Origin of the sequence: Endozoicomonas sp. SESOKO1, from assembly GCF_024606265.1 — a bacterium.
Taxonomy (GTDB): domain Bacteria; phylum Pseudomonadota; class Gammaproteobacteria; order Pseudomonadales; family Endozoicomonadaceae; genus Endozoicomonas.
On the sequence record NZ_JAHHPP010000352.1, the window covers coordinates 1 to 5,643 of the forward strand.

Consider the following 5,643-nt stretch of genomic DNA (forward strand, 5'->3'; position numbering starts at 1 on the left):
TCCACTCAGCGTGTCCCGGGTTTGGTCCGTCAGCGTTGACCCGGTGCCCGCAATGAGGCGTTGTAACTGCCCTGCGGTTTCGTAATCCCTGTACTCTATTGCTCGTATCAGATATCCACTCAGTGCGCTCCAGGCTTCGTCCGTCAGCGTTGCACCAGTGCCCTTGATAATGCGTTGTAACCGCTCTGCGGTCTTGTAATCCTGGTACTCTATTGCCCGCTTCAGATCTTTACCCAGTGCGCTCCGGGCTTCTTCCGTCAGTGTTGCCCCGGTGCCCGCAATGATGCGTTGTAACCGCTCTGCAGTATCGTAATCCTGGTATTCTATCGCCCGTTTCAGATCTTTACTCAATATGCCCAGGGCTTCTTCCGTCAGCATTGTTCCGGTGTCTTTAATGATCAGTTGTAACTGGTCTGCGGTATCGTAATCACCATAATATAGTGCCCATATCAGATCGCCACTCAGCTTGCCCGCGGCCGTGTGCGTCATTGTTACCCCGGTGTCCTGAATACTGTGTTGTGTTTGTATTTCCCGGGAAGGCAGGGAACTGGTCTGCCTTTCCTGGTTTGTTGCGTCCTCCGCTCCTGCTACGATACCCCATGATTTCACGAAATCAGACAGGCTATCTTTGAATAATGGGTAGGCTTTTCTTTGCTCTATTTGAGGAGTATTTAACAGCGTCGGCTTTTTACAGTTTGTATCAATGCGATTCGAACAGCAGGTATCGGTAGTTACCTGTCTGGAAAATACTTTACTGTATTCAGGGCAATCCTTACCTTCTTCAGCAGGCTCGCTATTTCGGTAGTTTTTAACCAGATCAATCAAGATGGGAAAATTCATTATTGGTTTTTCTCTTGAGAGTTTTTTTTATTAGATAGCAGCCAATTAATTTTGTTCCATTTTTTTTACGGATAATGATCTTCCCGAAAACAAACAAATAAAGATCAGGTCTTTATTCGCGCATTAACCCCTGCATAATAATAAGTCTGAAACCCATCTTTTGTAATACACACAAAAAGAACAGTATCAACAACGCTTCAAACAGTATGGTCACTTTTACCCCATTTTGGGTTGCCAGTGAATAATGCTGGATAAAAAGCATGAAGTCATCTATCTATGTCATGCGTCGAATTCACTGTTTCCAGAATATAGCTCTTTCGTTCAAATAACCGGAGTGTTCAAACAATGATAAAAACTGTTGTTATATCAGCCCTGCTCTTGACTTGCTTCCTGGTTATGGCGAACCTTGTGCCGCACCTATTGGAAAATACACACTCACCTACTGATCATGAAGAGTCCCAGAAAAGCCATGACCCTATAATCAAGTCGATAATTTTATTAGTTGGAATCGCAATTATGTTGACGCTGATCTTGCACTTCTGGCACTGACAACAGATGAGCCTTCTGAGGAGTCATCATCAGTCAAGGCTCCCCCTATTGATGAGTCATCTTCTGAGACGTTGCCAGTATCATCATTTGATAAGCCTCCTGAGGAGTCATCATCAGTCAAGGCTCCCCCTACTGATGAGTCATCCTCTGAGACGTTGCCTGAATCATCATTTGATAAGCCTCCTGAGGACTCATCATCAGCCAAGGCTCCCCCTATTGATGAGTCATCTTCTGAGTCGTTGCCTGAATCATCATTTGATAAGCCTCCTGAGGACTCATCATCAGTCAAGGCTCCCCCTATTGATGAGTCATCTTCTGAGTCGTTGCCTGTATCATCATTTGATAAGCTGTCTGAGGAATCATCATCAGTCAAGGCTAAGGCTCTCTCCATTTCATAATTCGATTTAATGATAGCTTGAAATTTAAGCCGTTCTGATCGACTTGAGTCAGCTAGAGCACACTCGCCATTTTGGTAGGCGACTAAAAGAGGATTGCCTATACCTGTAGCCCAATAAAGTCCATTTTTCAGCTCAGGTGCTTCGATACCCCTTTCTCTTCTATAATCGGCGATGATGGAAGATATACTCTCTCTGATGCGTGGTTCCCTTGAGTTTAAAGTGATATTAAAGATGTCTACATTATTACCATCTGAGTCACATGCCGCTACATCGGCTCCCAACGACAGCAAATAGCTCACCACATCAGTATTACCCTGCATTACTGCCATCATCAACGGTGTTCTTCCAGTAACCTGATTGGAACACACCGGCTTGTCCTCTAAAAAGTCGGTACCGCCTTCGGACAAAAGCTTAACTATTTCCAAGTTTCCAAGGCGACAGGCAATAAAGAATAATGAGGCTTTTTCGTAGACCAGTTTAACGTCTCGAGCGATAAAATCTATTTTGTGCTGTTTAACGGCACAACCAAAATCAAGAATCGCTTTTTTCAGTGTTTCAATAACCAGGTCTTCATTACCATCCTCAAATGCCGCTTTAATTGCTTTAGATGTGGATTCCGGTAAATCGCTGTAAGCTATATTATTTTCCGCTGCCTGCGGTGCACTGGTTACAGCCCTGCATGCCCCCCGGAGCCGGGGAGTTGATTCGACTTTTGTTTGTCTCTGATTTTCGATCACCCTTGACTTTAAGGGCTTTTCTACAGAATCAGGGGCATCGCACCTGGCGTCCGGAAGATGAAATGTCGGTATTACGCCCGTTTCACTATAATCCCCGCCCCTGTTTATGCTAATAATGGATGTCTCTTCTTTTGGCCGTTTCCATAGTGCCGGATCTGTCCCTGAGCCGTCACTCAATAATCTTTTTCGAGATTCAACCGCATGTTCGCCACTGGTTAAAACAGGGCCATGATCCTCCATTGGTGCTCTTTCACGGATTCTATCTGAGCTATCCAGGGACACATATTTTGATAAACTCACCGGGAGCATGCATTCTATCCTCATTAACAAATTGCCAATCTTAGACATATGTTTTATTGATTGATTCATTATGGAAATAACTTTTAATCAAGCACACCCGATGTAGCAATCCGGGGATTCGTCCTGTGAGCAGTGCCCTGCAGTTAGTATCCTCAAGTCAGAACCGTCATGATCTCCGGCCATTGAGTGGTATAGGAAGGACTCAGCACCTGCTGGTTCATATGCCACTGCTGCGCCTGAAAGCCCACTGACGCAGGCCGCAGTGCCTGGCTCCCGAAGCGTTGGTTGATGGCATCCAGTACGGTCATCATCCGGGTATTTTCAGGGACTGATACTGTGGTCAGTAAATCCCCCTGAAAACCCTGTCCGGAACAAAGATCCATCAGGGCAAAGCCCGCCTTTTTATATTCATAACCTTCCTGAAACAGCACGTCCAAAGCCGGCGTTAACTGTTGTAGCCAGATTGAACTATCGCTGGTGGGTGATGGTGCCATCAGTTTGATACTGCGCCCGGTTTGGGGAAGGTTGTCTTTAAAAGGATCAGTCCTGATAAAGACAATCGCCTCCCTGGCATACTGATTCTGTTTTCTCAGTTTCTCGCAGGCGCGACAGATAAAGCTGGCCAGTGCTGCGTGAAGTGCTTGCCTGGTGGTTACCCGCTGGCCGAAACTCCGGGAGCACATGATCTGATGTTTATTGGCTGCACCACCTGCTTCCCAGGGAATGCAACTTTCTCCCTGAAGTTCACAGACGGTCCGCTCCAGAACCACTGAAAACTGTTTCCTGATCCATTGTCGATTGGCGTTTGCCAGTTGTGCGGCGGTAACAATCCCTGCCGCCTCCAGTCGCTTGCCTATTCGCCTGCCGACTCCCCATACCTCGCCAACCGGGGTGATTGCCATTAGTCTCTGCTGGCGTAAGGGGCTGGTTAAATCCACGACACCACCGGTTGCCGGAAATTTCTTGGCCGCATAGTTTGCCAGCTTGGCGAGCGTTTTGGTGGTTGAGATGCCGACGCCAATGGGCAGGCCTGTCCACTGGAAGACCCGCTGTTTCATGGCCATGCCCCTGTTATGCAGGCTTTGTGGCGGGAACCCGGAGAGGTCAACAAAAGCTTCATCGATTGAATACACTTCCAGCGTCGGGCTGAACTGTTCCAGTACTGACATAAAGCGGGAAGACATATCACCATAGAGTGCATAATTGGAACTTTTCAGAATGATCTCGCCACGCGCTACCTGATCCCGGACCTTGAACGCCGGTGTGCCCATGGCAACCCCCAGGGCCTTGAGTTGCGGTGTTCTGGCAACAATGCAGCCATCGTTATTGCTCAGTACCCCCAGGGCTTTACCAAGCAGGGATGGGTTAAAGACCTGCTCGCAGGAACAGTAAAATGCATTGGCATCGCAGAGGGCAATAACATCTTTCATCGCAAGTGGTGAATAACTTCCGTGACCACGCCCCAGACATTGAGCCCTTGTTCAGAGTCCAGTTTAACCGGTGGGTAGTCGGCGTGTTCGGAGTGCAGTTCCGGTTTACCCCGGCAATATACCAGGCGTTTTACAATCAGTTCACCATCGAGCAGGGTGAGTATCACATCACCATCTCGTGGGGTGAGGGAACGATCAATAATAAGAATGTCACCATCAAAGATACCGGCGCCTTCCATGGATCGCCCCTGGGCCCGGGCAAAGAAGGTCGCTGCCGGATGACGGATTAACAGTTGGTCCAGTGATAGCGTATCCTGCAGGTAGTCAGCCGCAGGGCTGGTGAAGCCACAGGCAGCGGGGCTTTGGTAAAAGGGCAAAGTCTCTGGCAGGGGTTGTGGAAATATCTGGATCGGCTTCATGCCACTCAAACTCATTAACTGTTTATATATACAGTATAATCATTTGAGCAGGTTCCGGTGTCAAGATCGGCAGGAGAGCAATTCCGAACACTGACACGGGGCAGGCACAATAAAAAGCGGCATGTTTCTCCCGCCACCAGATACATCATCAATGGAACCTGGCAGTCATTCTGAGGTCAAATGGCGGTATTTGTAGCCAAAGCAGGGTTTTATTCTGAAAGCGACTGCATCGACCCACTCCCACCCGCGACCTGCTGCCCGGGTTAACCGACAAGCTGGCTCACGCAGGATTCCTGACCGCTCCGGAAGTACATTTAACGGCAAAAGAGTCTCAAACTATCAGTCTCATAGAGGTGCAGTCTCCACTCCAGATATTGGCAAACAACTTGAAGACACTTTCTGGAAAAATAGACAGGTACAAAGGCGTAATATTACCTCCGCTGATGTGCTTTCAGCCTACGGAAATGATAGAAGCTCTATCAGAGGTGCCTTCTTCCTGCAAAAACTTTGCTTACAGAACATTCTGCATGACGACAGGAAAGTTGCCCCGGACCAGGTCATTAAAGAATTCAACCGGATGCCAGATCGGCATAATAAGTACAAAGTTGCGATAGCACGCTTCAAGGCAGAGTGTTATTGGATGGGCTTGCCGTTGGCTGGCCAGCCCATCACACCGGAGGCGGTGGTTAAAGAGTATCAGGCTGCCGGAGCAATACTCGAGCGGGCACGCTTCAAGGAAGACTGTTGCCTGAATGGCCGGTCATTGAATGGCAGACAAGTCACACCGGATGCCGTGGTCAAGGATTTTCAGACCGCCAAAGCCCCACTGGAGCGGGCACGCTTCAAAGAGGAATGTTGCCTGAGGGGCCTGCCGTTACATGGCCAGCCCGTCGCACCGGAGGCGGTGATCAAGGATTTCCCGGAAAGTCCGGAAGGCAGACTGGGGGCGGCGCGCTTCAGGGCGGAATGT

General features: G+C 48.6%; 5 protein-coding genes. 1 reads left to right on the forward strand and 4 read right to left on the reverse strand.

Annotated elements, in window-relative coordinates; translation table 11 throughout:
• The 4 genes from KDK13_RS16165 to KDK13_RS16180 all read right to left on the reverse strand — a co-directional run.
• Positions 1-840, reverse strand: an 840-nt coding sequence (locus KDK13_RS16165; RefSeq protein ID WP_257286012.1) for a hypothetical protein, incomplete at its 3' end; no start/stop codon positions are given.
• Between the two features lie 514 nt (positions 841-1,354).
• The gene (locus KDK13_RS16170; RefSeq protein WP_257286013.1) at positions 1,355-2,893 is read right to left on the reverse strand and encodes an ankyrin repeat domain-containing protein; all 1,539 of its coding nucleotides are present in this window, start codon (positions 2,891-2,893) and stop codon (positions 1,355-1,357) included.
• A gap of 83 nt (positions 2,894-2,976) precedes the next feature.
• Positions 2,977-4,254 carry a Y-family DNA polymerase gene (locus KDK13_RS16175; RefSeq protein WP_257286014.1) on the reverse strand — a complete coding sequence of 426 codons (1,278 nt, stop codon included), beginning with the start codon at positions 4,252-4,254 and terminating at the stop codon, positions 2,977-2,979.
• Positions 4,251-4,673, reverse strand: a complete 423-nt coding sequence (locus KDK13_RS16180; protein WP_257286015.1) for a LexA family transcriptional regulator — start codon at positions 4,671-4,673, stop codon at positions 4,251-4,253. The genes KDK13_RS16175 and KDK13_RS16180 overlap by 4 nt, the downstream gene beginning before the upstream one ends.
• 577 nt (positions 4,674-5,250) lie before the next feature.
• On the opposite strand from KDK13_RS16180, the gene KDK13_RS16185 reads away from it, so the two are divergent.
• The coding region (locus KDK13_RS16185) for a hypothetical protein (protein ID WP_257286016.1) at positions 5,251-5,643 on the forward strand (393 nt) is incomplete at its 3' end.